Below are 25,857 nucleotides of genomic sequence, written 5' to 3' on the forward strand. Positions count from 1 at the left end.
AATTGCGTGAGCGGTTCAGCGTTTTCGTGAAACGCTGAGACGCTCTAGGATTCCAGCACATCCTTGACGATCGTCGCCAATTGCTTGAGCGAGAACGGCTTCGGCAAGAAGCCGAAATGCGCGTCGGCCGGCAGGTTCTTGGCAAAGGCGTCCTCGGCATAGCCCGAAACGAACACGAACTTGATGTCCGGTTGGCGTTTGCGCAGCTCGCCGAGCAATGTCGGCCCGTCCATCTCCGGCATCACCACGTCGGAGACGACGATGTCGACCTTGCCGCCGAGCGCCTCGAACACTTCCAGCGCCTCGACACCGGACGACGCCTCGTGGACGGTGTACCCGCGCGAGATCAGCGCCCTGACGCCGCCCATGCGCACGGCGTCCTCGTCCTCGACCAGAAGCACGGTGGCCGAGCCGGAAAGATCCTTGGCCGTATCGGCCGGCTTGGTCGGAGCCGTCGCCGCGGCCGGCGCCTCGCCGGGCTCTGCCTGCTTCTTCACCTCGGCGATGTGGCGCGGCAGGAAGATACGGAACACCGTGCCCTTGCCGACCTCGGAATCGCAGAAGATGAAGCCGCCGGTCTGCTTGATGATGCCGTAGACCATCGACAGGCCGAGGCCGGTGCCCTTGCCCACTTCCTTGGTCGTGAAGAACGGCTCGAAGATCTTCTTCAGCACGTCGGGCGCGATGCCGCTACCGGTGTCCTCGACGTCGACGAGCACATAGTCGGCCGGCGCCAGCTCGCGATAGGCGAAGGACTTGCACTCGTCGGAGGTGACGTTTCGGGTGCGCACGGTGATATCGCCGCCGCTCGGCATGGCGTCGCGCGCATTGACGGCGAGATTGACCACCACCTGCTCGAACTGGCCGATATCGACCTTGACCGGCCACAGGTCGCGGCCGTGGTCGATCTTCAGCTTGATGTCGTTGCCGACCAGCCGGGCGAGCAGCATCCTGAGATCCGCCAGGACATCGGTCAGGTTGAGCACTTCCGGCCGCAGCGTCTGCTTGCGCGAGAAGGCCAGCAATTGCCGCACGAGCGAGGCCGCCCGGTTGGCGTTCTGCTTGATGTTCATGATGTCGGGGAAGGACGGGTCCGACGGCCGGTGGTTGGTCAAGAGAAGATCGGACGCCATGATGATGGCGGTCAGCACGTTGTTGAAGTCGTGCGCGATGCCGCCGGCGAGCTGGCCGACCGCCTGCATCTTCTGGCTCTGCGCCATCTGGCCCTCAAGCGCTTTCTGCTCGGTGGTCTCGACTGCGTAGACGATCGCCGCTTCCTCGGCGCCTTCGCTGCCCGCGCTGTCGGCGACGGCGTTGACGTAGAAGCGGATGTGGCGCTCCTCGTTGCCGGGCAGCACGGAGTCGATCGGCTCGATATTGGCCTGCCGCTGCCGGGCCTTCTCGAAGGCTGCGGCGAAAGCCGGCCGGTCGCGCTCGTGAACGATGGTCTCGAACCGCACCCGCCGGTCGACGGCGTCGCGGTCGACCACGGACGAAAACAGCTGCAGGAAGGGCGCGTTGGTGCGCAGGATGCGCCCGCTCGCATCGACGCCGGCAATGGCCATTGGCGTCGAGTTGAAGAAACGGGTGAAGCGAACCTCGGAGGCTCTGAGTTGCGCGGAAGCGTCCTCGCCCTGGGTGCGGTTGAGGACGATCGTGCGGGTCGGGCCGTTCAAGCCTTCGCGGCTCGCCGAAACGCGGTGCATGAAGCGCACGGGCAGCGCCTGGCCGCTCATGGTGGTGAGGTCGAGGTCGATGACGGCGTTGCGGGTGGTGCCTGGGTCGGCTTTGACCGAGCGGACCAGCGCCATGCCGTCGCCGGCGATGATTTCCGGCAGCGTGATGGCGCCCGGCGTGAAGGAGGCAAGGTCGATGCCCAGCCACTCGGCGAGCGTGGCATTGATATAGGTGACGCGGCCCTCCTGGTCGGCCGAGAAGAACCCGGCCGGCGCATGGTCGAGATGGTCGATGGCTTTCTGCAGGTCGAGGAAGAAACGCTCCTGCTCCGCCCGTTCCTGCGAGATGTCGGCGAGTTGCCAGGCCAGCATCGGCAGCCTTTGCCCGGGCATGCTGAAGGCACGGGCGCGGGCGCGGTACCAGCGCGCGCCGGGCTCGGCACCCGGCTTGATCGACTGTGCCAGCCGGAACTCGCCGTCGCCGGCCTGGCCGTCGCGCAGGCCCGACGCCAGCCGGTAGATCGTCATCGAGGCCTCGGGAACATCCGAAAGCAGTCCTTCGACGGTCTTGAGATCGGCGGCCGAGGCAGCACCCGTCATATCGGCATAGGCGCGGTTGGCGTAGACGACGCGGCCCTTGGTGTCGGTGACCACAAGGCCCTGCGACATCGAGTCGACGAAGGCTTTCGACAATTCGTCGCCAGTCGAACGGGGCGCGATCTGCACGAAGCCGATCGCCGTCGCGAACAGGAAGCCGACGCCGATCATGGCGAGCACGCCGAGCATGCCGAGCAGGAAAGGATCGCCGAGACGCTCGCGGAACAGTCCGAAGACGATCGCGGCGCCGGTCAAGACGACGATGAAGACGATGAGCCTAGTGACGGCGCCCGGACGCGTGTTCTGGTCGACGATCGGTACCGGATAGAAATCGCCGCGCGCTTCCTTGGCCATGTTCCCCCTGCTCGTGATTCCGGTGTCCGACGGGCGCGGACGGCCGGTTGAATCACATTCTCCTGTAACGGAAAAGGCCCCGGCGGCAAATGTCCGATAAAATCAACGATTCATGTTTCAAACTGTTCACGATGGGTGATGTGAACTTGCGGTCGCTGGTCCCAACGGTCTAGTGTCCCCTCACTTCAAAGATGGCGATTGGGGTGCACCGATGCAGTGGCTGGATAATGTGGCGGGCCCGGGTTATGTCGCCGCAATCCTGTGGACGGTAGCGGCCCTCATCCTGCTGGTTGTCGTCCTGCTCGCCATCAAGGTGGTCCGCAACCTGACCTTCGGCACCTTCGTCGCCGGCGGCAGGAATCGCAAGACGCGGCTTGCCGTGATGGATGCCACCGCCGTCGACAGCCATCGCCGGCTTGTCCTGGTGCGCCGCGACGACATCGAGCACCTGATCCTGATCGGCGGGCCGACCGATGTCGTGGTCGAGCGCGATATCAGGCTGGCGGCGCCGCGTCGCCCGGCATTGACGGGCGACGGCGGACAACAGCAGGCAGCAGCCACCGCCCAGCGCCCGCGCGCCCCGCAACCGGCGCCCGCCCCCGCCAAGCCGCCGGCGCCGCCTGCCGCCCAGCCAGCTGCCGCCACACGTCCGCGCGTGCCGGCGCCCGCCCCCACCAAGCCGGCGGCGCCGAGCCAGCCGACGGCCAAGGTCACGCCGCTGCCGGGCTACGGGACGACGAACGGCGGCACCAAATATGCGCCGCCGCCCTCAAGCGACTCCATCGACGACACGCTGATGCACGAACTCGAGACCTCTCTCGACGACCAGCATTCCCAGCCGGCAATCGCCAAGCCCGCGGCCAAGCCCTCGCTCGATGACGAGATGACCAAGCTCCTTGGCGAGTTGGGCAGCCACAAGCGCTGACCGGCCACCCGCGCAAGCGAGCTCTTCGCGCCCTTGTCGGCAAAGACAAATGGAGCGCTGAAAAACAAAATGGCCGGAAATCCCGGCCATTTTCGATGTTCTTGCCTGCTGGATTGCGTCAGTCGTCGCGATAAACTTTCTCGCGACGCTCGTGGCGCTCCTGCGCCTCGATCGACAGTGTCGCGATCGGACGTGCGTCGAGCCGCTTCAGCGCGATCGGCTCCCCGGTCTCCTCGCAATAGCCGTAGGTGCCTTCGTCGATGCGCTGGAGCGCGGAGTCGATTTTCGAGATGAGCTTGCGTTGGCGATCGCGGGCGCGCAATTCGATGGCGCGGTCGGTTTCGGAGGAGGCGCGATCGGCTAGGTCGGGGTGGTTGGCGTTTTCCTGCTGCAGGATTTCGAGGGTTTCGCGTGCTTCGCGGAGAATGTCGCTCTTCCAGGTGATAAGCTTTTGACGGAAGTACGATTTTTGCCGTTCGTTCATGAACGGCTCGTCTTCGGAGGGTACGTAATTGGCGGTAACGATATCGTTCATTCGACTCACCCAACAACCCCAAATTTGGCGCCTATATATTCGGGGACAAGAGCCTGCACAAGCGCTATCGGCGACAGTTTCACGCAATTGTTAGTCTCGCATCGGCGGCCCGCGCGATGACTTTGTTTCAACCACACAAAACGAATTCGCACATGATTCGTTGCAGTTGCTGGCGCCGGCCATTGTGCATGACATCGTTCTGGTGACTAATCGCGCTTTGCCAGCAAGGCGGCGTCACGGGGGGTCCGGTTGAGCAGACTTTATCTGTTGCGGCATGCCAAGGCCGGCTGGGCGCTGCCCGGAGTGCGCGATTTCGACCGCCCGCTCGACGAATCGGGCATGGCCGATGCCGAAGCGATCGGAGAGGCCATGCGGGCCCGCGCCTACGTGCCGGACGTCACCCTTTGCTCCAACGCCAGGCGGGCAAGGCAGACGCTGGAAGGCCTGGCGGAGCGCACCGACACCGGACGGGTCCTGTTTTTCGACACGCTCTACAGCGAGGATGCAGCCGGCTATCTCGACATCATCCGCAAGAATGGCGCAGCCAACTCGGTGCTGGTGATCGGTCACAATCCCATGACCGAAGACCTGGCGATGGCGGTGTCCGGAGATGGCGAGCAGGCGGCGCGCGGGATGATGAATCACGGTTTTCCGACCTCCGGCCTTGCCGTGGTGCGCTTTCCCGGCAACCTTGCCCAAGCGGCGCAGGGCAACGGCTATCTCGAAGCCTTTCTCACGCCCGCCGACCTCTGAGGCCATTTCAAACGCGCGGTCCAGGGCCTATATCGGGCGCTGACGCCCAACCAGAGGCCCGATTTGGCATCATCGCTGACCAATTTCACCGACGAGGCGAGGATTGCGCTCGACACGTTGTCGGGCCGCGCCGCCGGGCTCTTCTCTCCGTCATTGCGTCTTGGCGTCACCGGCCTTTCCCGCGCCGGCAAGACCGTGTTCATTTCGGCCCTCGTCCACAATCTCATCCATGGCGGACGCCTGCCGCTCTTGGAAGCGCAGAAATCCGGCCGCATCGCCCGTGCCTTCCTCGAGGAGCAGCCGGACGATGCCGTTCCGCGTTTCCAGTATGAGGATCATGTCGCGGCATTGGTGAACGACCGTGTCTGGCCGGACTCCACGCGCGCCATCTCAGAACTGCGGCTCACCATCGAATATGAGTCGGCTTCGGGCTGGAACCGGTTGTTTTCAGCCGGAAAACTATCCATCGACATCGTCGACTATCCCGGCGAATGGCTGCTCGACCTGCCGCTGCTTGGCAAATCCTTTGCCGACTTTTCGCGCGAGGCGGTCGAACTGGCCGCCCTGCCCCTCCGCTCGGACCTGTCGCAGGCATGGCGCGAACTGGCCTCCGCCATCGATCCCGATGCCGACGCCGACGAGATGACGGCGCGGCGATTGGCCGAAAGCTTCGCCGCCTATCTCAAGGCCTGCAAGCTCGACGAACGCGCGCTGTCGACGCTGCCGCCCGGCCGTTTCCTGATGCCGGGCGATCTCGAAGGCTCGCCGGCGCTGACCTTCGCGCCGCTGATGACGCTGTCGCAAGGCCGGCCGCGCTCCGGATCGCTGCAGGCCATAATGGAACGCCGCTACGAGGCCTATAAGACGCATGTCGTCAAACCGTTCTTTCGCGAGCACATCGCCCGCCTCGACCGGCAGATCGTGCTGATCGACGCCATGCAGGCGTTGAATGCCGGACCGGCCGCCATGGCCGATCTGGAGCGCGCCGTCACCGAGATCCTGTCCTGCTTCCGGCCCGGACGGGGTAATTTCCTCACCGACTTCTTCTCGCGCCGTATCGACCGCATCCTGGTCGCCGCGACCAAGGCGGACCATCTGCACCACGAAAGCCATGACCGGCTGCAGGCGATCGTTCGCCGGCTGACCGACCGCGCCGTGGCGCGCGCGAATTTCAGCGGCGCCGCCGTCGACGTCGTCGCCATGGCCGCGGTTCGCTCAACCCGCGAAGGCACGGTGAAGCAGGGCCGCGAGACGCTGCCCGTCATCATCGGCACCCCGCTGAAGGGCGAGAAGATCAACGGCGAGACATTCGACGGAAAGACCGAAACCGCCATATTCCCGGGCGATTTGCCGGAAAAAGTCGACGCGGTGTTCGACAATTCCGGATCGCCGCCCGACAGCACCGAACCCGCGATCCGCTTCGTGCGTTTCCGCCCGCCGAAACTCGAACGCACCGCCGAAGGCGTCACGCTGTCCTTGCCGCATATCCGGCTCGACCGCGCGCTGCAGTTCCTGATCGGAGATCATCTGGCATGACCGCGCCCCGCAAACCGGCGGCCTTCCGCATCGAGCCCGAGACCGAGGCGCCGCCGCAACCACAGCGAAACCGCGTCGCCGAGGAGCAGCCGGCGCGCAGGCCACGTGCCGCGCGGGCTGATGTGGCGGTCGTGATCCCCTCGGAGGTCGACGTCTTCGACGAACCGGACATCGAGGCCGCGGTTCCGCCGCCGGCGACGGCGCCGAGAAAGCGCTCGCTGCTTGCCCGGCTGTTCCTCGGTGCTCTGAGCGTGCTCCTCTCGCTGGCGGTCGGTCTTTGGGCCGACCAGCTGATCCGCGACCTGTTCGCGCGGGCCGAATGGCTTGGCTGGCTGGCGGCCGGCATGGCGGCGATTGCGCTGCTCTCGCTGCTCGTCATCCTGATCCGCGAATTCCTCGCCATCGCCCGCCTGGCCGAAGTCGAAAAGATGCAGAAGCGGGCCCTGGATGCCGTGGCGCGCGACGATCCCAAGGCGGCGCGTGCCTTGGTCGACGAACTCTCGGCCTTCGTCGCGGCAAAACCCGAGACCGCCGCTGGGCGCCGCTCGCTCGCCGAACTGCGCGGCGAGATCATCGACGGCGCCAATCTGGTGCGGCTTGCCGAGACCGAGATCCTGTCGCCTCTCGATGCCCGCGCGAAAATCATGATCCTCGAGGCCGCGAAGCGCGTGTCCCTGATCACGGCGGTCAGCCCGCGCGCTCTGGTCGACATCGCCTATGTCGTGTTCGAGGCCGGACGCCTGATCCGGCGGCTCTCCGAACTCTACGGCGGCCGCCCAGGCACGCTCGGCTTCTTCCGGCGGGCGCGCGGCGTGCTCGCGCATCTGGCGGTGACCGGCTCGATCGCGGTGGGCGACAGTTTCGTGCAGCAGATCGTCGGCCATGGCCTGGCCGCAAAACTCTCGGCAAAGCTCGGCGAAGGCGTGGTCAACGGCATGATGACGGCGCGCATCGGCATCGCCGCGATGGAAACCGCCCGCCCCTTGCCGTTCATCGCCGTCAAACGCCCCGGCCTAGGCGATTTCCTCTCGGCGCTGACGTCGTTCGCGGCGCGAAAGAACAGCCAAGACGACCGATAGGGTAAACGCGTGACCCGCCACGGGTGACGAAGCATTAACCAATCTTCTGCATGGTCAGTCCGGTCCCAAGAATAGACTCTTTCGTGCCGGGTGTCGTCGATGAGAAGCGTAATCCTGTCCTGCGTTCTGCCTGCCACCATTGCGATTGCCGCGCCGCTCGGACTGGTCGAAAAGGCCGTTGGCGCAGAGCCGGACAAGCAGTTTTTCCGCTCCGTCGAAGGCAGATGGGTCGGCCCTGGCGAGATCATCGCCGGCAAGTACAAAGGCACCAAATTCACCTGCGATTTCAACGGCTCGACGCCCGCCAGCAAGCTCGGCATGACGCTTGACGGCGGCTGCAGGGTCGGCGTGTTCACGCAAAAGATGTCGGCCAGCGTCGAACGCAAAGGGCGCGATGGTTACAGGGGCACCTTCATGGGCGGCTCGACCGAAAGCGGCATGGACATTGTCGGCGGCAATGTCGTCGACGCCCAGAAAGTCGTCTTCACCATCAACCGCAAACAGTTGAACGGCGTCATGCAGGCGCGCGTCCCCGACGGCAATTCGATGACCGTGACGGTGGCCGTGCGCGTCAACAATCAGCTGGTGCCGGTGATCGGCATGAGCCTGAAGCGGATCGATCCGGTCGAAGTCGGCGCCATCGCCAAGAACTGATCCGGCGCGGTTCCGGCCGCCCGCGTCCGCCACCCGCAAGAAGACGGTTCACGTTAAAGTCGGGAAGTGGCAGGCCACTTTGCGGCCTGGACGATATTCCTTCAGTTCCGGCCGCTCAGAACGGCACCGTTCCGCCGCGATCGGGCATCGCGGATGGAAGCGGCACCCGGATGGAGGCTTCAGCGGGCTTGGCACGTCGCCGGTGAGGATGATGCGCTTGCGCGCGCCCGCAGGCGTCGTCTCGACAATGGGAACCGCCGAGATCAGCGCCTGGCTGTAGGGATGAGCCGGCGTCGCAAAGACCTCTTCCGCCGGGCCTTCCTCGACGATCGAGCCGAGATACATAACCGCGATGCGTGTCGAGACCTGGCGCACCACGGAGAGATCGTGGGCGATGAAGATATAGGTGAGCTTCAGCTTCTCCTGCAGATCGGCGAGCAGGTTGACGATCTGGGCCTGTACCGACACGTCGAGCGCGGAGACCGGCTCGTCCAGCACGACAAGGTCGGGATTCAACGCGATCGCCCGCGCGATGCCGACGCGCTGGCGCTGGCCACCGGAGAATTCGTGCGGATAGCGCACCATATGGTCCGGCAACAGTCCGACCAGTTCGAACAGCTCCGCCACCCGCGCGGTGATCTCTTTGGCCGAAACCTTGCCATGAATGCGCAGCGGCTCGGCGACGAGATCGCCGACGCGCCGGCGCGGATTGAGCGAGGCCGAGGGATCCTGAAAGACCATTTGCAAGCGCCGCCGCAGCGGCCTCAGATCGGATAGCGACTTCGAGGTGATGTCGTCACCTTCGAACAGAAGCTTGCCGTCGGTGATGTCGTAGAGCCGGACCAGGCAGCGCGCCAGCGTGGACTTGCCGCATCCGGATTCCCCGACAAGGCCCACTGTTTCGCCCCGCCACACGGTCAGCGAGACGTTGTCCACGGCATGGACCGTCCGCCTGCCCTCGGCGGAAAACCGGGTGCCGATCGAAAAGCGTTTTGCCAGCGAACGCGTCTCGAGGATCGGGCGATCTGTGTCTGTCATCGGCTCGCTCATGCCTGCGCCACCCGAAAGCATGCCGCGGCATGCGCGCTCGCGCCGAGACCTGGCTTGCCAGCCTCGCAAGGTTCGTAACGGACCGGGCAGCGCGGGCCGAAGGCGCAGCCTTGGGGCAGCCGCAGCAAGGAAGGCGGCGAACCGGGGATGGCCGGCAGGCGGCGCGGTTTCTGGCCGGTCAGCGGCGGGATCGAGCCGAGCAGCGCACGCGTATAAGGGTGTCGCGGATCGGAAAACAGCTCCGTGCGGGTGCCGCGTTCCACCACGCGGCCGGCATACATGACCATGACCCGGTCGGCGAGCTCGGAGACGACACCCATGTCATGCGTGATGAAGACCACTGCCGATTTGTGCTTCGCCCGCAATTTGCGAACGAGGTCGAGAATGCCGGCCTGCACGGTGACGTCGAGCGCGGTGGTCGGCTCGTCGGCCACCAGCAGCGCCGGATCGCAGGACAAGGCCATCGCGATCACCGCGCGCTGCCGCATGCCGCCGGAAAGCTGGTGCGGATAGCGCGACATCGCCTCGTGCGGGTTGGGGAAATTCACCTCCGCCAACAGCTGCTCGACGCGCTCCATCGCCTTGGACTTGCTGAGACCGCGATGCGCCCGGATCTGCTCGGCGATCTGCCAGCCGATCGTGTAGACCGGCGTCAGCGCCGTCATCGGATCCTGGAAGATCATCGCGATCTCGTTGCCGCGCAGACGACGAAGCTCGCGCGGCGGCAAGCCCACGAGTTCGCGGCCCTTGTAGCGGATCGAACCTTCGATGGTGGCGTTCGGGTCGGTGATAAGCCCCATCACGGCAAGCAGCGACACCGTCTTGCCCGAGCCGGATTCGCCGACGACGCCGAGGATCTCGCTTTCCTCGAGATCGAAGGAAACGCCGTCAATGGCCCGTACCGGTCCGTCATGCGTGCGGAAGGACACTTTGAGATCGCGCACCGACAGTATCATGATGCCCTCAGGCGCGGATCGAGGAGGATGTAGACGAAATCGACGACCGCGTTGGCGATCACCACGAACATCGAAGCGTACATGACCGTCGCCATGATCATCGGCAGATCGAGGTTCTGCAGCGCGTCATATGTGAGCTTGCCGATGCCGTGCAGGCCGAACACGACTTCGGTGAGCAAGGCCGAGCCGCCCACCAGCGCGCCGAAGTCGAGGCCAAACAGGGTGACGAAGGCGATGAGCGAGGTGCGCAGCGCATGGCGAAACAGGATGCGGGTCTCCGACAGGCCCTTGGCGCGGGCGGTGCGGATATAATCCTCCTGCATGGATTCGATAATGGCCGCGCGCAGCACGCGCCCGTAAATGCCGATATAGAGGATGGCCAGCGTGATCCATGGGATGACCAGCGTCAGGAACCAGCCCTTGGGATCGTCGGAAAAGTTCTTGTAGCCGAGCGGCGGCACCCAGGAGAACGCCCAGCTGTCGTGATAGCGGCTCTGGGTCATCAGGTTCATCACCTCGCCCAGCCAGTAGACCGGCATGGAAATGCCGAGCAGTCCCAAAGCCATCAGCAGCTTGTCAAGCCAGCTGTCGCGGGTGGCCGCGGCGACGATGCCGATGATGATGGAGACGACCACCCACAGGACCGCGGCGCCGAACACCAGCGAAAGCGTGACGGGGATCGAATCCATGACGGCCGGCACAACCTTCCAGCCGCGGTTGACGAATGAGGTCAGGTCGCCGGTGACGAAGATCTTCTCCATCATGCGCGTATATTGCACGTAGAGCGGCTGGTCGAAGCCGAAGCTGTGGCGCACCGCCGCCAGCACTTCCGGCGAAGCGTTGCGGCCCGCGATGCGTGCGGCGGGATCGGCGCCGGGCGTGGCGAAGAAGATCAGGAAGACGACGACGGAGATGCCGAACATCACGAACAGCATCTGACCGAAACGGCGCAGGATGGCATAAAACATCAGTCGCGCCCCAGCCGGACCTTGGAGCGCGGGTCGAGTGCATCGCGCAGGCCGTCGCCGAAGACGTTGAGCGCCATGACGGAAACGGCGATCGCCAGGCCAGGCACCAGCGCGACCAGCGGCCTCGTATAGAGCAGCGCCTGCCCGTCCTGGATGATGGTGCCCCAGCTCGCGGCCGGCGGCTGCACGCCGATCGACAGGAACGAAAGCGCCGATTCCGTCAGCATGTTCAGCACCATCATCAGCGGCACGAAGACGATGAGGGTGGTGGTGATATTGGGCAGGATATCGCGCCACAGGATGCGCCAGCCCGGCACGCCGAGATTGATCGCTGCGAACACGAACTCGCTGTGGCGCAGCGCCAGGACCTGCCCGCGTATCGGACGCGCGACATAGGGTATATAGACAATGCCTATGATGATGACCGGCAGCCATAGGCTGCCCGATTGGATCTCGATCGGCCCGATCGCGATGCCTTGCGCGATGGTGACGATAGAAAGCGAGATCGCCAGCAGATAGATCGGGAACGCCCAGAGCACGTCGAGCAGGCGCGACAGCACCGTGTCGGTGATACCGCCGAAATAACCCGCGATCAGTCCCGCCATCGTGCCGACGATCAGCGTGAAGAGGGTGGCCGCGCCCGAGATCAAAAGCGAGTTCAAGCCGCCATAGAGCAACCTTGCCATGACGTCCCGCCCCTGGCTGTCGGCGCCGAGGAAATAATTGCCAAGCCGCCAGGTCGGGCCGATCGGCGTGTAGCCAAGCCCCAGTCCCTCGGTCGACTGTTCCATCACCGGAACGTCGGCGCCGTCGATCTGGATGACGGCGTCGAGCGTCGAGGCGAACGGATCCGTGCTCGCCCATTTTGCGTAAAGCGGCGCGCTGAAACAGGCGAGGACGATGATGAGGAACACGGCCAGGGACGCCATGGCGGCCCTGTCCGTTGCCAGCTTCGCGAACGCGACGGCCCAGGGCCCTCGCGTCTTGCGCGGCATGGCGGCGACTTGGCTGGACACGATATGTGCCTTCCGCGGTTCGTTACTGCACCCAGGATTGCGTGATAATCCAGTTGAACTGCGGGTTGAACTTGAAATTGCCGATGCGCTTGCTGACGAAATCAAGCCGCTTCGGCGTGAACAGACCGACCGCCGGCGCATTGTCGGTGACCTGCTTGTCGATCGCCGCCCACAATTTGTCGGCCGCCTTCTGGTCCGTTACGCCGAGGTCCAGCGCCTTCTGCATCTGCGCGTCGATGTCCTTGTCGCAGAAGCCGGAGATGTTGATCGAGGCGTCCGAGCCTTCGCGATAGGAGGCGCAGCTGAACAGGATGTTCAGGAAGTCCGACGCCGCGGGGTAGTCCTTGTACCACTGGGTGACGGACATCTGCACTTTGTTGTTGGTGTTCTGGATATACGTGAACTGCAGGTTGGACGAGATCGGCTTGACGTCGGCGACGTAGCCGATGTTGGTCAGCACGCTCTGCAGATAGACGCCGATCGACCGCGAGATCGCCGTATCCTCGACGATGATGGTCACCTTCTGGCCCTTGGTGCCCGATTCCTCGACGAGCTGCTTGGCCTTGTCGACATCCGGAGCCGACCATTTGGCGCCAGGGTTCTTGGTGAAGGGGCAATAGTCCTCATGTCCGGGGAAATCCGGCGGCAGGACCTGGCAGACCGGCGAGGCCAGCACCTTGCCGCCGAACAGTTTGACCAGCGTGTTGCGGTCGACCGCATAGGCGACGGCCTGGCGCGCCTTTTCATTGTCGAACGGAGCCATGCGGGTGTTCAGCGGCGCGTACCACCACGCCGAAAGCGGCGAGATATGCAGCTGGTCCATGGACTTGCTGCCGAGTTCGCCGAGGCGGTCGCTGGGCAGCGCGTCGAACATCCAGTCCGCTTCGCCGTTTTGGATCGCCGTTACGGCCGCCTCTTCCGACAGGCCGAAATCGTACTGCACGACATCCGGATAGCCGTCCGGCTGGGCTTCCTCGCTCCACTGTTTGAAATTGGGGTTGCGGGAAACCGTCATGCCCTTGTTGGGATCGAAGGCCGAGATCATGTAGGGGCCGGTGCTGGGGATCGGCTTGGAGCCCGTATCCTCGGCCGGCGTGTCCGCGGGCAGGATCACGGCATGCGGCAAGGCGAGCTTGTAGAGGATCTCGGCGTCCGGCTTGGTGAGATTGAGGGTGATCGTGCCGGCCGCCTCGTCGGCGACGACGCCGCCTTCCAGCGTGCAGCTCTTGGTGTCGGCCAGGCATTTGTCGGCGCCGACAATGCCGGCATAGAAGGTGCCCGACGTCGGGCCGGAAATCTTGAAGATGCGCTGGAAGGAGGCGACGACGTCCTTCACGCCGAGGTCCTGGCCGTTGGAGAACTTGATGCCCTTGCGCAGCTTGAAGGTGAAGGTCCTGCCGTCATTGCTGACCTCAGGCAACGCCTCGGCCAGGTCGGGAACGATGGAAAAACCCTCGACGCCCTCGGCTTTGCGGAAGGCGACCAGGCCGTCATAGATCGGCTGGTACATCTGCCAGCCCTGGTCCGTGTAGTTGATATGCGGATCGAGCGTTCCGGCCGCCGATCGGGCAAGAAGGCGAATGGTGCCGCCGCGGTGTTCCTTGAGATATTCGGCGTGCGCCGGAGCGAGCCACGAGCCGGCCAGCAATGCGGCGGCTGACGCCGCCAAAAGCAGTTTCTTCATGTCGTCATTCCCCTTTTCAGTTGTCGTTGTCGTCCAGGAAGTTTCCCACCACCCGCATGCAGAGATCCTGCTCCTCGACATGCGGCATGTGGCTGGAGTGCTCGAATATCTCCCAGCGCGATCCCTTGATGCCGTCCTTGAAGGGCTGCACGGTCGCGGGCGTTGCTTCGTCGTAACGGCCGGAGATGAGGAGTGTCGGAACCTCGATGGCCGGCAGGCGGTCGATGACGCTCCAGCTCTTCAGCGTTCCGATGACGTGGAATTCGTTCGGGCCGTTCATCACATTGTAGACGGTCGGATTGCGCACGATCTGGGCAAAAGTCTCCGTCACCTCGGGCGGGAACGGCACGACCCGGCAGACATGCCGTTCGTAGAACCGCATCGTCGCTTCCTGGTAGGCCGGATCGCCCGTCGTGCCGGCCTGTTCGTGCTTCGTCAGCGTCTCCTGCACCTTCCTGGGCAGATCGGCGCGCAACCGGTTGGCCTCCTCGACCCAAAGCTTCATGGAAGCAGGCGAGTTGGCGATGGTCAGCGACTTCAGGCCCTTCGGGCGGGTCACGCCATATTCGGCACCCAGCATGCCGCCCCAGCTTTGACCCAGCACATGGAAGCCGCCGCGGATGCCGAGATGGTCGACGAGGTTCTCCAGTTCGTCGATGAAGAGCTGGGGCGTCCAGAAATCGGCGCCCTTTTCCGGCAGCAAGGTGGAATTGCCGCAGCCTAATTGGTCGTAGTGGATGACGGCGCGGCCGCCCCGGGCGAGAAGCTTGTAGGCATCGACGTAATTATGCGCGGCGCCCGGGCCGCCATGCAGGATCACGACTGGAGCCTTGCCGGCATCGAGCGCGCCGCTGATCCGATACCAGGTTTCATAGGCGCCGAAGCCGGCCCGCCCTTCCTTGCTGACGATCTCGGACGGCATTGTGGTTCCCTGCGTGGTTGAAGACATCCCGCCGTCGCCTAGTTCGCCGCCTGGCCGGACTGCACCCACTCTTCCAGCATCTGCACGCCGAAAGCCGTGGCGCCTTCCCGGCCCAGCGGCTGGTCCTTATCGGCCAGTTCCTTGCCCGCAATGTCGAGATGCACCCAGGGACGATCCTCGGTGAAATTGCGCAGGAAGGCCGCGGCATAGGGCGCGTCGCCATCCTCCATGTCCTTGGCGTGATGGCGGATATCGGCGAAGGGCGATTGCAGCCCCTCGTCATAGGCCCGGTCGAGCGGCAGCTGCCAGAACCGCTCGCCAACCTTTTCCCCGGCCGCGATCATCCGTGAGGCGATGGTGTCGTCGGTGCTGAAAAGGCCCGCGAAGACCGAGCCGAGGCCCCGCATCACCGAATAGGTCAGCGTCGCCAGGTCGACGATCACCGAGGGGTTGAAGCGCGAGGCGGCATAATAGAGGCAGTCGGCCAGGATCAGTCGGCCTTCCGCATCCGTGTCGAACACTTCCACGGTCTGGCCCGACGCTGTCGTGATGATGTCGCGCGGCTTGAGCGCGGTGCCGGACGGCATGTTCTCGGCAATGCCGAGCACGCCGACGGCATGCACCGAGCTGCCTTGCCGGGCGAGCGCAATCAACAGGCCGACCACCGCGGCCGCGCCGCCCATGTCGGCCTTCATGTCGAACATCTGCTCGCCGCGCTTGATGCACAGGCCGCCGGAATCGAAACAGACGCCCTTGCCGACGAAAGCCAGTGGCTGCGCGGGAGCGCCTTTGCCGCGATAGCGTAGGACGGCGACACGCGGCGACCGCGCCGAGCCGGAGCCGACGGCCAGGATCGCATTCATGCCAAGCTCCTTCAGCCGTGCCGCATCGAGGATCTCGACATCGATGCCGGCCTCGCGCAGCGGCTCCAGGTGGTCATGGAAATTGTCGGGGTGGAGATGGTTTGGCGGCAGGTTGACCAGTGTGCGCGCATATTCGACACCGTCCGCGATGGCATCGACCCGCGCCAGCGCCGCCTTCAGTTCCGGACCGGCCGCGCCGATCAATTGCACCCGCAAAGTGCGGTCGGCGCCGGCTCCCTGACGCCGATTGCGCATGTCGAAACGATAGCGCCGAAGCCGCATGCCGAGCGCAACCCGCGCGAGGACTTCCGCTGCAGGCAGGTCGACATCGGCGAGCGGGTCCAACACGAGGGTGGCCGCGCATTCGCCCTTGCCTTCCAGATGCGCCGCAAGCAAGCCGCCGGCTCGCGCCAGGGAAAGCGTTGTTACGGCCTCGGCCCTGCCCAAGGCCAGCACCACCACGCGCCGGACCGGTACGGCCTTCGGCGCGATGACATCGAGACAGGCGCCGGATTCCTCAAGCGCGGCCGGCTCGGAACACGCGCGGGACAGGATCCCGTCCATCTCGGCATCGAGCGCCGCTGCCCGGGGCCCAAAACCCGTGTGAGCGGTTTGCAGGATCACGACGACGGAGGTTTCCGCGGAAATCTCCGTCGTCGTCTCGAAGACCGGCACTGGCGACTGAGGCATAAAGCTCGTTCTCCCATTTGCGGGGCGGCTCCTGCCAGATCGGCTGCGTCATGCGCAAACCTCTCCCGCAACCGATGCAAACCGATGAGGCCGGTTCGCGCCGTTGGGAAAATGGTATCGGAGTACCCAAATAATTGTTTTCTGACGGCGACTTAGTCGCTCTTGCCATTTGGGTATCCCCGAACCGGCCAGGCGATCAAACGCCAATTTTGCCCAAGTCGATTGACAAAAACTCAACTGACAATTCATGATCGGTCAATGGCACTGCCCTCACTCAATGGCATGCGCGCTTTCGAGGCCGCCGCGCGTCTCGGCAGCATCAAGGATGCAGCCGAGGAGCTGCATTTGACGCCCTCGGCCGTCAGCCGCCACATTCGCGCGCTTGAAAGAAACCTCGGCCAGGACCTGTTCGAGCGCGGCTTTCGCCAGATCACCCCAACCATCAGGGGCTCATATTATGCCCGCTCTCTCTCGGAGGCATTCGAGGCCATCTGGCGCGCCACCGACGATGTCAGCTTCGTCGATGGGCCGGGGCACGGCAGGACCCAGCGTGTTAGGGTGCTCTGCGTGCCGGCGGTCCTGAACCTTTGGCTGGCCGACCGGTTGCCGAATTTCCGCAAGCAGCATCCGGCCGTGGACCTGGAGATCTCTACCTCGGGCAAGCGCGCCAACTTCGATTTGGCCATTGTCGACGAGTTCGTCTACAAGGCCGGCCCCGCCCTGACGCTGCTGATCCCGCTGGTCCTGACCCCAGTCTGCGCGCCCTCGCTGCTCGAAGGACCGGTGCCGCTCAGAACGCCCGCCGACCTCGTCAATCATCATTTGATCCACGAATGCGAGAGCATGCGCTGGCGGCGCTGGCTGGAGCAGGAGGGCGTTCTGGACACCACGCCGAAATCCAGCACGACGCTCGATGACTGCACCTTGATCATGCGTGAGGTGATAAACGGCGCGGGGATCGCTTTGGCCGATACCATGATGGCTCAGGACCTTCTGCAGCAAGGCAGGCTTGTCGCTCCTTTCAGCGCCCGCCACACCTATCCCGCCGGCATCTATCTGCATCAGCGCCGCAGCATCGGGAACAAGCCCGGAACCGGCCTGTTCCAGGATTGGCTGCTCGCCGAGATCACCGACCATAAGCGCGCGATGGGTATCGCGTAGCGTATCTCGGAAAGCGCTGCCGACCGAAGTGCTGCGCAAGAAAAAGGGCGGCGGCCAAATGGCCGCCGCCCTCGCATTCGCCGACGGTTTGGCTCAACCCTTGATGGTGGCGGTCAGCTCGTCATAGGCCTTGCAGGCTTCGTCGAGTGTCGTCGCTCCCTGATATTTGGTCGTCACGGCCTGCACCTTGGCGGTCAGATCGGCCGCCTTGCTCGGATCCTTGGTGATGGCTTCCTGGAGGGCGGCGGCCATGTCCTGCGCCTTCTTGGCAGCGATTTCCTGCGTGCATTCCGGCCCCTTGGAGCAAGCCGAACCGGCCAACGCCGCGACACCGACGGCAATGAGCAAAAACTTCTTCATATCAATCATCTCCTAAAAAAAGGCAGCCGCCCATCGCCGCTGCCTCCGATGGCCGAAGCCGAACGTGCCATAACCTCTGATTGTGGCGTTACGCAACGACCGGGCCGTGTCAACTTGTGTAACGCGGTTGCAACAGGCGTTTGCCGCGGAACCTGTAGCTTCGTATCCTGCGGCGTGCCCTGCTCTTCCAGCCAGTCTCCGCGCCCTTGCCTCTCGCTCCCGGGGCATGCAAGGAGTGCTTCCGATGCATGTCGCCCAGAAGCGCGCAGCGGTTCTGGGACAACGACATACATCAAATCAAAGACCTAAAGCACGTCGCCTGAATCCGTTTCAGAGAGACGCGCTTTAGAGAATGGGATGACAGGCATGGCGGTTGAGGCGTCGAGCAGCGATCTGGTGCAGGTGGTGGCGCTGCTCGCCGCGGGCGTCGTCGCCGTGCCGATTTTCAAGCGTATGGGGTTGGGCTCGATCCTCGGCTACCTCGCCGCGGGCGTAGTCATCGGTCCGTTCGGCCTGCGCATCTTTTCCGAATCGGAAGCGATCCTCCATGTCGCCGAGCTCGGCGTCGTCATGTTCCTGTTCATCATCGGCCTGGAGATGCAGCCGTCGCGGCTCTGGGGGCTGCGTCGCGAGATTTTCGGCCTGGGTGCCTTGCAGGTCGGCGTCTGCGCCGTGCTTCTGACCCTGGTCGGACTGGCCGGAGGCTTTCCCATCGCACAGTCCTTCGTCGCCGGCGCCGGCTTCGTGCTGACCTCGACGGCGATCGTCATGCAGCTGCTCGAGGAGCGCGGTGAGATCGCCACGCCGAAAGGCCAGCGTATCGTCTCCATCCTGCTGCTCGAAGACCTGACGATCGTGCCGCTGCTGGCACTGGTGGCGTTCCTCGCGCCCGGCGGCGCCGAAACCAGCCTTTCGGAGCGGCTGACCGAAGTCGGCATCGGCATCGCCGCGATCGTTGGACTGGTCGTGGCCGGCCGTTACCTGCTCAATCCGCTCTTCCGCATCCTGGCCGACGCCCGCGCCCGGGAAGTCATGACCGCCGCCGCGCTGCTTGTGGTGCTGGGATCGGCCCTGGCCATGCAGCTCTCCGGCCTGTCGATGGCGATGGGCGCCTTCCTCGCCGGCGTGCTGTTGTCGGAATCGACCTTCCGCCACCAGCTCGAAGCCGATATCGAGCCGTTCCGCGGCATCCTGCTCGGCCTGTTCTTCCTTGCGGTCGGCATGTCGCTCGACCTTGGCGTCGTCGCCCAGAACTGGCGGCTCGTCGCCGTCTATGTCGTCGCGTACATGGTCATGAAGGCGGTCGGCATCTACGCCGTCGCGCGCATTCTGAAAAGCAGCCACCGCGAGGCGCTCGAACGCGCCGTCTTCATGGCCCAGGGCGGCGAGTTCGCCTTCGTGCTCTATTCGTCCGCCGCCGCGGTCGGCATCATCGACGGCCAGGCCAACGCCACGCTGACCGCCATCGTCATCATCTCCATGGTGCTGACGCCCTTGGCGATCATAGCGCTGCGCTACCTGACCCCGCGCGACGAGCAGTCCCTCGACGGCGTCGACATCGCCGACGGCCTCACCGGCAGCGTGCTGATCATCGGCTTCGGCCGCTTCGGCCAGATCGCCAGCCAGCCGCTTCTGCTGCGCGGGATGGACGTCTCGATCATCGACAACGAAGTGGAGATGATCCAGGCCGCGGCCGATTTCGGTTTCAAGGTCTATTACGGCGACGGCACGCGGCTGGACATCCTGCATGCGGCCGGCGCCGGGCGCGCCCGCGCGGTGCTGATCTGCGTCGACAAGCCGGACGCCGCCGTGCGTATCGCCCAGCTGATCAAGGCCGAATTCCCTCTGGTCACGATCCTGGCGCGCGCCTTCGATCGAGGCACGGCGCTGCAACTCGTGCGGGCCGGCGTCGACTATCAGCTGCGCGAGACCTTCGAATCGGCGCTGGTCTTCGGCGGTTCCGCGCTGGAGGCGCTGGGCGTCGATCCGGAAGAAGTCGCCGAAGTCATCGAGGATGTGCGGCGGCGCGACGAAGCGCGCTTCGAGACGCAACTGGCCGAGGGCGTGCGCGCCGGCCAGCGTTTCCTCAAGGGCAATATCGGCACGCCGATCCCGACGCCGCTCACCCAGCCGCGCCGCGCCGGCCGGGCGTTGAACCAGGAAACGGCCGTCGTGCTGAACCAGGCAGAGACCAAGAACTGAGGGGCAACGCATGGCAGAGCTCGATCCGCGGGCGCTTTCCGTCACCAGATTCTGGCGCGATGCGGGCGGGGACGCCTGGTTCGAGAAGAACGACGCCTTCGACGCGGATTTCCACAGTCGCTTTCTGGAGCTGCATAGCGCCGCCGCGCGGCGCGAGTGCGACCATTGGAACACGCATGCCGAAGGGTCGCTGGCGCTGATGATCCTGCTCGACCAGTTCCCGCGCAACTGCTTCCGCGGCACCGGCCATATGTTCGCGACCGATCCGCTGGCGAGATACTTCGCCGACAAGGCAATCGCCGCAGGTCAGGACCTGGAACTGGAAGAACTGGTTCGCGTCTTCCTCTATTTGCCCTTCGAGCATTCCGAATTGCTGGCCGACCAGGAATGGTCAGTGCAACTCACAACCGCCAAAGCGCCCGAATACCTCAAATACGCCGAGGAGCATCTGCAGATCATCCGGCGCTTCGGCCGTTTTCCGCACCGCAACCGGATGCTTGGTCGCGCGACAACCGCCGAGGAACAGGCATTTTTGGACGGCGGCGGTTTTTCCGGCTAACCAGCCGGGTTTTAGCCGAGCCACCATTCGCGGCCGGACGGCAGCCGCTCGATACCGGAAATATCGACGGCGCCGAGCCGCTCCGACACACTCCTGCCGGCGACCGAAAGCGCGGGCGCGATCTCGGCCAGCGGCGCCAGCACGAAAGCGCGCTCCAGCATGCGCGGATGCGGCACTTCGAGCCCGGTCTCATGGATCACCCGGTCGCCGAAAACCAATATGTCGATATCGATCAGGCGCGGCCCCCAGCGCTCCTCGCGCACGCGCTTCAACCGCCTCTCGACGTCGAGGCAAAGGTCGAGCAGCGCGCGCGGCGAGAGAGCCGTTTCGATCGCGGCGGCGGCATTGAGGAAATCCGGCTGGTCGAGCTTGCCCCAGGGCGGCGTGCGGTAAAGCGAGGAGACGGCGGTGACGCGCGTCGCGTCGTCGCCGTCCAGTATGCGCAATGCCGCGCCCATGGACTTCGCCGGCTCGCCGAGGTTGCCGCCGAGACTGAGGTAGACGGCGCTATTCTGGCCAGACAACTGTCACCTCGACATAATCGAGCACGCCCGGCACCGGCGCGTTCGGTTTGCGCACGGTGATCTCGGCCTTCCTGATCTGCGAAAACCTGGCCGTCAGCGCCTTCGCGACCTCCAGCGCCAGCGCCTCGATCAGGAAGCGGCGATGTCCGGTCACGATCTTCTCGATGACCGCGAAGGCGACGCCGTAATTGACGGTATCCTCGATGGAATCCTCCGTCAGCGGACGGCTGGGCTCGACCGTCAGCACGGCATCGACATAGAAACGCTGGCCAAGCGTCTCCTCCTCGTCCAGCACGCCGTGGCGAGCGAAGAAGGCGCAGTTCTTCATACGGATGACGTACATGATCAGTGTCCGGGAGGAAGCTCGGTTTCGCGTTGAAGCATAGCATCGGTCACCGCCAGCGCATCCACGTTGATTGCGACATCGTGGACGCGAAACAGGTCGGCTCCCTTCAAGCGCAGGATGACGCTGGTGGCAGCCGTGCCGGCTGCCCGTTCGGCGGGCTCGCGCCCGGTCGCGGCGCCAATGAAGCGCTTGCGCGAGGTTCCGGCCATCAACGGGTAGCCGAGCGCCCCGAGCTCGGAAAATCGCGCCATCAGGTCGAGGTTTTCCTCCGCCGTTTCCTTGGCGAAGCCGAAGCCGGCATCAAGCACGATCTGGCCGTCGGCGACATTGCCGGCGCGCGCGATCTCCAGCGATCTGCGCAGGAAAAGGAACTGGTCCTCGATCACGTCGGCCAGCTTCTGCCGTTCGCGCCCGGTATGCATGATGACGAGCCCGGCGCCGGTCTCGGCGGCGACGCGCGCGATGCCAGGCTCACGCTGCAGGCCCCACACGTCGTTGACGATATGGGCGCCGGCGGCAACCGCCCGCCGCGCCGTATCCTCGCGATAGGTGTCGACCGAAATCAGCGCCTCGCCGGAAGCGGCGAGCGCCGCGACGACCGGCAGCACGCGCGCCTGCTCTTCCTCGGCCGCGATCGGGGCGAAACCCGGCCGCGTCGACTCCCCGCCGACGTCGATGATCGCCGCGCCCTCCTTGACCATGCGGCGCGCCTGCTCCTGCGCTTTCTCAGGCGCTATGAACAGGCCGCCGTCCGAAAAACTGTCGGGCGTGACGTTCAGGATGCCGACGACGACCGCCTTCGGACCGAGGTCGACATAGCGCCCATGTGCCAGCTGCCATCGCCTTGTCGTCATCATCCATCAACCATGCGTGATCCGCGACATCAATTCCGTTGCGCTGGCGACGGCCCTAAAGCAAGGTGCGTGAAGAGGCAATATGATGAACCGATCGCTGCTCTGCGCCCTGATGCTCGCATTGACCGCCATGCCGGCGGGCGCGGCCAGTCTGGTCAAGACCTACAGCTATTTCAGCGTCGGTGGCCGCACGCTCGACGATATCCAGAACCAGCTGTCGAGAAACGGCCCCGAGGTGAAGAGCACTGGCTCGCGGCATCCTGGCGCCACGCAGATGGCCTTCACCACCCGCATCAGCTACGCGCAGAGCGCAGGGGCCTGCCGCGTCGCCGACGCGGCCGTCACCGTGAAGGTCAAGGTGATCCTCCCCGAATGGCGGCGCCCGCGCAAAGCCGATCCCGACGTCAGGCTGTTCTGGGACACGCTGTCGGCCGACATCAAGCGGCATGAGGAGCGCCATGTCGAGATCGCCAAGAATCATGCGCGCGCGCTTGAAGATGCGCTGAAGGCCGCCCCCGTCCAGAAGACTTGCGAACAGGCGAAAGCGAAGGCCGCCGCGATCCAGGCGGCCGAGCTCGCCAGGCACGATCAGGACCAGTTGCGCTTCGACCGCGTCGAGAGCGCCAATTTCGAAAGCCGTATCCTTCGGCTGATGCGCTACCGCATGGAGCGCGTCGAAGCCGGCCAACTGCCGCCGCCTTGACTTGAGAGCCAGCCCCATCCCGGGCCAATTTCGTCCAAGCATGGTGCCAGACCGGAAAAACTTTCGAGTGGCGGTCGAAATCGGCCTATATCGCACGACATATAGCGGGTTCGAAGCAGCCCCCGGGGCCTCGAACAGTGACGAGAAATGACAGACGCCAGGCATGACGGGTCGGCCGCAGCCGTTTTGGCGCGCTGAGCATCAGCCTTTGAAAGAATGACGCATGGACCAGACCGTCGAGAACCAGGCGATGGCGCCGAAAGCCGCGCCGATGATGAGCGAGAGCGAGAAAAATGCCATCATCGGCGGCGTGCTGTTGTCGATGTTGCTGGCGGCCCTTGATCAGACCATCGTAGCCCCTGCCCTGCCGACGATCGCGCGCGCCCTCGGCCATGCCGAGTATCTGCCGTGGATCGTCACCGGCTATCTCTTGACCGCGACCGCGATGGCGCCGCTCTACGGCAAGATTTCCGACGTCTACGGACGCCGCCCTGTCATCTACGCTGCCATCCTCGTCTTCCTGCTCGGGTCGCTGGTCAGCGCGCTCGCGCCCAACATGCTGGTGCTGGTCATCGGCCGCGCCATCCAGGGCGCCGGCGGCGGCGGTCTCTTCGCTCTGGCCCAGACGGTCATCGGCGATCTCGTGCCGCCGCGCGAGCGAGCGCGCTATGCGGCCTGGATCTCCGGAACCTGGGCGGTCGCCAGCGTCGCCGGCCCGCTGCTCGGCGGCGTATTCGCCGAACATTTGCACTGGTCGCTGATTTTCTGGATCAACCTGCCGATCGGCTTCCTGGCCATGGCCATCATCAACAACCCGTTGAGGAAGCTGCCGATCGCGGCCAGGAATCACCGTATCGACGGCCTGGGCGCGGTGCTGCTGGTTATCGCCACGTCGCTGCTGCTCCTGGCGCTCAATTGGGGCGGCAGCGCTTATCCCTGGTTCTCCCGCGAAATCCTTGGGCTGGTCGCCTGCTCGGTCGTATTCTGGGCCTTCTTCGCGCTGAGGCTGCTAAGGGCGGCCGAGCCTTTGGTCTCGCTGGAAGTCTTGAGCAACCCAATCGTGCTCGCCGGCACAATATCGATGTTCCTGCTTCAGGCCGCCAATATCGGCGCGTCGGTATACCTGCCGGTCTATCTGCAATCGGTCGTCGGGCTTTCGGTCAGCGAATCCGGCACGGCGATGCTCGGCCTTTTGCTGGGCACGGTCGCCGGCGCGACCTTCAGCGGCCGCACCATCCCGCGCTTCGTCCACTACAAGCGCATCGCCATGATAGGCGTCAGCCTGGCCATCGTCAGCATTGGCGTGCTCAGTGCCACTGCGGAACACGCCTCGCTGCTCGAGGTGGAAATCCTGACCACTCTGATCGGCCTGGGCAGCGGCACGACATTCCCGGTCGCCACCGTCTCGGTCCAGAATGCCGTCGATCGCGCGCATCTGGGGGTCGCGACAGGCGTGCTGACCTTCCTGCGCACGCTGGGCGGCGCGCTGGGTGTCGCCTTGCTTGGCGCCGTCGCGCTCGGCTACGGCCTGCCGCTCTCCGCCGAAGGCTCGCAGACGCATATCCAGCTGGCATCGGCGTTGCCGTTCGCGATGATCTTCGTCGCCGCCGGCATCATGCTCGTTCTGGCGCTTGTCGTGCTCTTCCTGATGCCGGAAAAGGAACTGCGCGGCCGCGACGAGCACGCCGCGCCCGTGCTTGCGGAATAGGTGTTAAGATTCAGATGCTGCCGTTCGCAAGCCGGCGTCACCTGAATATCAATCCGCGCTTAGTCGTGAACGCCGAGCTTCTTCTGCAAACTGGTTGACGAGGTCGTATACTGGAAAACGATCCGCTCGCCCGGGCTGACGATGCGCTTGGCGGCCTGCGCCATCAGTGCCACCTCATGGAAGCCTGACAGGATCAGCTTGAGCTTGCCGGGATACCAGTTGATGTCGCCGACGGCGAAGATACCCGGGATCGACGTCTGAAACTTCTCGGTGTCCACCGGGATCAGGTTCTCGTGCAGGTTAAGGCCCCATTCGGCGATCGGCCCGAGCTTCATGGTGAGGCCGAAGAATGGCAGCATGCGGGTGCACGGCACCTCGACGTCGCCGTCCGGGCCGCCCTTGATCGTCGCCGACGCAAGCTGGCCGTCGGCGCCGGCAAGGCCGCTGACCTGACCGACCAGGAATTCGAGCTGCTTCATTTCCTGCATGGCATACATCTTGTTGACGCTGTCGGGCGCGGCCCTGAATTCCGGACGGCGATGCACCAGCGTCACGCTTTTGGCGATCGGCTGCAGGTTGAGCGTCCAGTCGAGCGCCGAATCGCCGCCGCCGACGATGACCAGGTCATGGCCGCGGAATTCCTCCATGCGCCGGACGGAATAGAAGACGCTCTTGCCTTCATAGGCCTCGATGCCCGGAATGGGCGGACGCTTGGGCTGGAACGAGCCGCCGCCGGCGGCGATCACCACCACCTTGGCTTCGAACACCTCGCCTTCGTCGGTCGCGACGCGAAAGGTGCCGTCCTCGAGCTTTTCCAGGCTCGACACCATGCGATTGAAGGTGAAGTCCGGCTTGAACGGATGGACCTGCTCCATGAGCTTGTCGACCAGCCCTTGCGCGGAGATCGTCGGCCAGCCGGGAATGTCGTAGATCGGCTTTTCCGGATAGAGCTCTGCGCATTGCCCGCCGGGACGGTCGAGAATGTCGATCAGATGGCATTTCATGTCGAGCAGGCCGAGCTCGAACACGGCAAACAGGCCGACCGGCCCTGCCCCGACAATAAGAACGTCCGTTTTGATGGTATCGGTCATGCGCTGCGCCCCAATTGGGAATGCTGCGAGACTGCATGAGCTATCGCCCGCTGCCAAGCAGCCAGCGCGAAAGAATATTGGAAAGGCGGCT

General features: G+C 64.6%; 24 protein-coding genes. 10 read left to right on the forward strand and 14 right to left on the reverse strand.

Going from position 1 to position 25,857, the window contains the following annotated elements; genetic code table 11:
* Positions 1 to 44: 44 nt before the first annotated feature.
* Positions 45 to 2,627 carry an ATP-binding protein gene (locus FJ957_RS07765; RefSeq protein WP_140830204.1) on the reverse strand — a complete coding sequence of 861 codons (2,583 nt, stop codon included), beginning with the start codon at positions 2,625 to 2,627 and terminating at the stop codon, positions 45 to 47.
* A gap of 211 nt (positions 2,628 to 2,838) precedes the next feature.
* On the opposite strand from FJ957_RS07765, the gene FJ957_RS07770 reads away from it, so the two are divergent.
* A complete protein-coding gene (locus FJ957_RS07770) occupies positions 2,839 to 3,552 on the forward strand; it encodes a flagellar biosynthetic protein FliO (RefSeq protein WP_140830206.1) in 714 nt (237 codons plus the stop codon).
* A 118-nt stretch (positions 3,553 to 3,670) separates the two neighbouring features.
* Here the strand turns inward: FJ957_RS07770 and dksA are convergent, their stop codons facing one another.
* Entirely contained in the window at positions 3,671 to 4,087 is a 417-nt protein-coding gene (gene dksA / locus FJ957_RS07775; protein ID WP_140830208.1) for an RNA polymerase-binding protein DksA, read from the reverse strand.
* Positions 4,088 to 4,336: 249 nt separating this feature from the next.
* On the opposite strand from dksA, the gene FJ957_RS07780 reads away from it, so the two are divergent.
* The 4 genes from FJ957_RS07780 to FJ957_RS07795 all read left to right on the forward strand — a co-directional run bounded on the left by FJ957_RS07780 (position 4,337) and on the right by FJ957_RS07795 (position 8,109).
* Entirely contained in the window at positions 4,337 to 4,840 is a 504-nt protein-coding gene (locus FJ957_RS07780; protein WP_140830210.1) for a histidine phosphatase family protein, read from the forward strand.
* A gap of 63 nt (positions 4,841 to 4,903) precedes the next feature.
* The gene (locus FJ957_RS07785) at positions 4,904 to 6,376 is read left to right on the forward strand and encodes a YcjX family protein (protein WP_140830212.1); all 1,473 of its coding nucleotides are present in this window, start codon (positions 4,904 to 4,906) and stop codon (positions 6,374 to 6,376) included.
* Positions 6,373 to 7,455, forward strand: coding sequence for a TIGR01620 family protein (locus FJ957_RS07790; protein ID WP_140830214.1), 1,083 nt, complete (start codon positions 6,373 to 6,375; stop codon positions 7,453 to 7,455). The genes FJ957_RS07785 and FJ957_RS07790 overlap by 4 nt, the downstream gene beginning before the upstream one ends.
* Positions 7,456 to 7,554: 99 nt before the next feature.
* Complete coding sequence (locus FJ957_RS07795) at positions 7,555 to 8,109, forward strand: hypothetical protein (RefSeq protein WP_181180523.1); 555 nt, start codon at positions 7,555 to 7,557, stop codon at positions 8,107 to 8,109.
* A gap of 48 nt (positions 8,110 to 8,157) precedes the next feature.
* On the opposite strand, the gene FJ957_RS07800 is transcribed toward FJ957_RS07795, so the two are convergent.
* Genes FJ957_RS07800 through FJ957_RS07830 form a run of 7 tightly spaced genes read right to left on the reverse strand, consistent with a single transcriptional unit; the run spans position 8,158 to position 16,258 of the window.
* Entirely contained in the window at positions 8,158 to 9,147 is a 990-nt protein-coding gene (locus FJ957_RS07800; RefSeq protein WP_140830218.1) for a dipeptide ABC transporter ATP-binding protein, read from the reverse strand.
* Positions 9,148 to 9,155: 8 nt separating this feature from the next.
* Positions 9,156 to 10,115 carry an ABC transporter ATP-binding protein gene (locus FJ957_RS07805; protein WP_140830220.1) on the reverse strand — a complete coding sequence of 320 codons (960 nt, stop codon included), beginning with the start codon at positions 10,113 to 10,115 and terminating at the stop codon, positions 9,156 to 9,158.
* Positions 10,112 to 11,083: an ABC transporter permease gene (locus FJ957_RS07810; protein WP_140830222.1), complete on the reverse strand. Its 972-nt coding sequence runs from the start codon at positions 11,081 to 11,083 to the stop codon at positions 10,112 to 10,114. The genes FJ957_RS07805 and FJ957_RS07810 overlap by 4 nt, the downstream gene beginning before the upstream one ends.
* Positions 11,083 to 12,099, reverse strand: a complete 1,017-nt coding sequence (locus FJ957_RS07815; protein WP_140830224.1) for an ABC transporter permease — start codon at positions 12,097 to 12,099, stop codon at positions 11,083 to 11,085. The genes FJ957_RS07810 and FJ957_RS07815 overlap by 1 nt, the downstream gene beginning before the upstream one ends.
* Positions 12,100 to 12,121: 22 nt before the next feature.
* Entirely contained in the window at positions 12,122 to 13,783 is a 1,662-nt protein-coding gene (locus tag FJ957_RS07820; RefSeq protein WP_140830225.1) for an ABC transporter substrate-binding protein, read from the reverse strand.
* A 16-nt stretch (positions 13,784 to 13,799) separates the two neighbouring features.
* A complete protein-coding gene (locus FJ957_RS07825) occupies positions 13,800 to 14,705 on the reverse strand; it encodes a proline iminopeptidase-family hydrolase (RefSeq protein ID WP_140830227.1) in 906 nt (301 codons plus the stop codon).
* Positions 14,706 to 14,743: 38 nt separating this feature from the next.
* A complete protein-coding gene (locus tag FJ957_RS07830; protein WP_140830229.1) occupies positions 14,744 to 16,258 on the reverse strand; it encodes a leucyl aminopeptidase in 1,515 nt (504 codons plus the stop codon).
* 258 nt (positions 16,259 to 16,516) lie between these two features.
* On the opposite strand from FJ957_RS07830, the gene FJ957_RS07835 reads away from it, so the two are divergent.
* Complete coding sequence (locus FJ957_RS07835; RefSeq protein ID WP_140830231.1) at positions 16,517 to 17,419, forward strand: LysR substrate-binding domain-containing protein; 903 nt, start codon at positions 16,517 to 16,519, stop codon at positions 17,417 to 17,419.
* 93 nt (positions 17,420 to 17,512) lie between these two features.
* Here the strand turns inward: FJ957_RS07835 and FJ957_RS07840 are convergent, their stop codons facing one another.
* A complete protein-coding gene (locus FJ957_RS07840) occupies positions 17,513 to 17,779 on the reverse strand; it encodes a hypothetical protein (RefSeq protein WP_140782867.1) in 267 nt (88 codons plus the stop codon).
* Between the two features lie 366 nt (positions 17,780 to 18,145).
* On the opposite strand from FJ957_RS07840, the gene FJ957_RS07845 reads away from it, so the two are divergent.
* Positions 18,146 to 19,981, forward strand: coding sequence for a monovalent cation:proton antiporter-2 (CPA2) family protein (locus FJ957_RS07845; protein ID WP_140830233.1), 1,836 nt, complete (start codon positions 18,146 to 18,148; stop codon positions 19,979 to 19,981).
* Between the two features lie 10 nt (positions 19,982 to 19,991).
* Positions 19,992 to 20,540, forward strand: a complete 549-nt coding sequence (locus tag FJ957_RS07850) for a DUF924 family protein (protein WP_140830235.1) — start codon at positions 19,992 to 19,994, stop codon at positions 20,538 to 20,540.
* An 11-nt stretch (positions 20,541 to 20,551) separates the two neighbouring features.
* On the opposite strand, the gene folK is transcribed toward FJ957_RS07850, so the two are convergent.
* The 3 genes from folK to folP are packed head-to-tail and all read right to left on the reverse strand — an operon-like array spanning position 20,552 to position 22,264.
* The gene (folK, locus tag FJ957_RS07855; RefSeq protein WP_140830236.1) at positions 20,552 to 21,064 is read right to left on the reverse strand and encodes a 2-amino-4-hydroxy-6-hydroxymethyldihydropteridine diphosphokinase; all 513 of its coding nucleotides are present in this window, start codon (positions 21,062 to 21,064) and stop codon (positions 20,552 to 20,554) included.
* Positions 21,048 to 21,407 carry a dihydroneopterin aldolase gene (gene folB, locus FJ957_RS07860; protein WP_140830238.1) on the reverse strand — a complete coding sequence of 120 codons (360 nt, stop codon included), beginning with the start codon at positions 21,405 to 21,407 and terminating at the stop codon, positions 21,048 to 21,050. Before folB ends, folK begins: the two co-directional genes overlap by 17 nt.
* A gap of 2 nt (positions 21,408 to 21,409) precedes the next feature.
* Positions 21,410 to 22,264 carry a dihydropteroate synthase gene (folP, locus tag FJ957_RS07865; RefSeq protein ID WP_140830240.1) on the reverse strand — a complete coding sequence of 285 codons (855 nt, stop codon included), beginning with the start codon at positions 22,262 to 22,264 and terminating at the stop codon, positions 21,410 to 21,412.
* A gap of 82 nt (positions 22,265 to 22,346) precedes the next feature.
* Here folP and FJ957_RS07870 point away from each other — a divergent pair, with 82 nt between their 5' ends.
* On the forward strand, positions 22,347 to 22,967 hold the full coding sequence (locus FJ957_RS07870; protein WP_140830241.1) for a DUF922 domain-containing protein: 621 nt from the start codon (positions 22,347 to 22,349) through the stop codon (positions 22,965 to 22,967).
* A gap of 223 nt (positions 22,968 to 23,190) precedes the next feature.
* A complete protein-coding gene (locus tag FJ957_RS07875; protein WP_140830243.1) occupies positions 23,191 to 24,675 on the forward strand; it encodes an MDR family MFS transporter in 1,485 nt (494 codons plus the stop codon).
* A 59-nt stretch (positions 24,676 to 24,734) separates the two neighbouring features.
* Here FJ957_RS07875 and FJ957_RS07880 read toward each other — a convergent pair whose 3' ends face one another.
* Positions 24,735 to 25,766: an NAD(P)/FAD-dependent oxidoreductase gene (locus tag FJ957_RS07880; RefSeq protein WP_140830245.1), complete on the reverse strand. Its 1,032-nt coding sequence runs from the start codon at positions 25,764 to 25,766 to the stop codon at positions 24,735 to 24,737.
* Positions 25,767 to 25,857: the final 91 nt, after the last annotated feature.

The sequence above is a fragment of the Mesorhizobium sp. B2-4-6 genome (genome assembly GCF_006442775.1).
Lineage (GTDB): Bacteria > Pseudomonadota > Alphaproteobacteria > Rhizobiales > Rhizobiaceae > Mesorhizobium.

Bases quoted from the DNA above. Each gene is read 5' to 3' on its own strand.
- dksA (WP_140830208.1), bottom strand. From the start codon at position 4,087: ATGAACGATATCGTTACCGCCAATTACGTACCCTCCGAAGACGAGCCG.
- FJ957_RS07800 (WP_140830218.1), bottom strand. From the start codon at position 9,147: ATGACAGACACAGATCGCCCGATCCTCGAGACGCGTTCGCTGGCAAAA.
- folP (WP_140830240.1), bottom strand. From the start codon at position 22,264: ATGACGACAAGGCGATGGCAGCTGGCACATGGGCGCTATGTCGACCTC.
- FJ957_RS07805 (WP_140830220.1), bottom strand. From the start codon at position 10,115: ATGATACTGTCGGTGCGCGATCTCAAAGTGTCCTTCCGCACGCATGAC.
- FJ957_RS07770 (WP_140830206.1), top strand. From the start codon at position 2,839: ATGCAGTGGCTGGATAATGTGGCGGGCCCGGGTTATGTCGCCGCAATC.
- FJ957_RS07880 (WP_140830245.1), bottom strand. From the start codon at position 25,766: ATGACCGATACCATCAAAACGGACGTTCTTATTGTCGGGGCAGGGCCG.
- folB (WP_140830238.1), bottom strand. From the start codon at position 21,407: ATGTACGTCATCCGTATGAAGAACTGCGCCTTCTTCGCTCGCCACGGC.
- FJ957_RS07820 (WP_140830225.1), bottom strand. From the start codon at position 13,783: ATGAAGAAACTGCTTTTGGCGGCGTCAGCCGCCGCATTGCTGGCCGGC.
- FJ957_RS07875 (WP_140830243.1), top strand. From the start codon at position 23,191: ATGGACCAGACCGTCGAGAACCAGGCGATGGCGCCGAAAGCCGCGCCG.
- FJ957_RS07810 (WP_140830222.1), bottom strand. From the start codon at position 11,083: ATGTTTTATGCCATCCTGCGCCGTTTCGGTCAGATGCTGTTCGTGATG.
- FJ957_RS07765 (WP_140830204.1), bottom strand. From the start codon at position 2,627: ATGGCCAAGGAAGCGCGCGGCGATTTCTATCCGGTACCGATCGTCGAC.
- FJ957_RS07845 (WP_140830233.1), top strand. From the start codon at position 18,146: ATGGCGGTTGAGGCGTCGAGCAGCGATCTGGTGCAGGTGGTGGCGCTG.
- FJ957_RS07795 (WP_181180523.1), top strand. From the start codon at position 7,555: ATGAGAAGCGTAATCCTGTCCTGCGTTCTGCCTGCCACCATTGCGATT.
- FJ957_RS07825 (WP_140830227.1), bottom strand. From the start codon at position 14,705: ATGCCGTCCGAGATCGTCAGCAAGGAAGGGCGGGCCGGCTTCGGCGCC.
- FJ957_RS07870 (WP_140830241.1), top strand. From the start codon at position 22,347: ATGATGAACCGATCGCTGCTCTGCGCCCTGATGCTCGCATTGACCGCC.
- FJ957_RS07840 (WP_140782867.1), bottom strand. From the start codon at position 17,779: ATGAAGAAGTTTTTGCTCATTGCCGTCGGTGTCGCGGCGTTGGCCGGT.
- FJ957_RS07850 (WP_140830235.1), top strand. From the start codon at position 19,992: ATGGCAGAGCTCGATCCGCGGGCGCTTTCCGTCACCAGATTCTGGCGC.
- FJ957_RS07790 (WP_140830214.1), top strand. From the start codon at position 6,373: ATGACCGCGCCCCGCAAACCGGCGGCCTTCCGCATCGAGCCCGAGACC.
- FJ957_RS07830 (WP_140830229.1), bottom strand. From the start codon at position 16,258: ATGCCTCAGTCGCCAGTGCCGGTCTTCGAGACGACGACGGAGATTTCC.
- FJ957_RS07835 (WP_140830231.1), top strand. From the start codon at position 16,517: ATGGCACTGCCCTCACTCAATGGCATGCGCGCTTTCGAGGCCGCCGCG.